Genomic DNA, 584 nt, shown 5'->3' with positions numbered 1-584 from the left:
CACCAGTATCGAGTGGCAGGAAAGCGATGCGCCATTCGAGACGGTGGCGCGAATCAAAGTGCCGGCCCAGGATTTCGACACGCCCAAGCTGAACCTGGCCTGCGACAACCAGTCGTTCAATCCGTGGTTTGGGCTCGAGGCGCATCGGCCTATTGGCGGTATCAATCGTTTGCGTAAAGCGGTGTATGAGGCGGTCAGCGATTACCGGCATAGTCGGAATGCTGAGCAGTAGGTGGTGGTGTGGTGCGGTGTGTATATCCGTTTCTGCGGTAACGGCTGCTTATGGTTTCGCCCTTACGGCGAGTCACTTTCAAAAAGCGTGAAAGTAACCAAAGCGCTTTTGCCCCACCACTCGGCACCTCGCCTAGGCTCGGTGTACCCTCTCTCCGGCATTGCTCCGTGGGCCCGCCGCGAAGGGCCGTCCCTGGCCCAGCGCGGCTATCCCGGCATCCATGCCGGGATGCCCACTACGCAACGCCTGCGTTCGGCCAGCGTGGTTAACGGGGCGCCGAAATCAACGTCCACCGCGAGGCGGCCTTCGAGCCGACCTGGTTTTGGTTGACCGTGTTCATCCTGTGGGAGCG

Annotated in this window: 1 pseudogene; it reads left to right on the top strand. The window is 60.8% G+C overall.

Annotation, left to right across the window (positions count from 1 at the left end):
- Positions 1 to 232: pseudogene (locus tag ACE04F_RS12005) on the top strand (catalase family protein); the annotation flags it as partial.
- Positions 233 to 584 lie beyond the last annotated feature (352 nt).

The sequence above is a fragment of the Pseudomonas sp. AGC41 genome (genome assembly GCF_057334555.1).
This window is presented reverse-complemented; position numbering and strand designations above follow the sequence as displayed.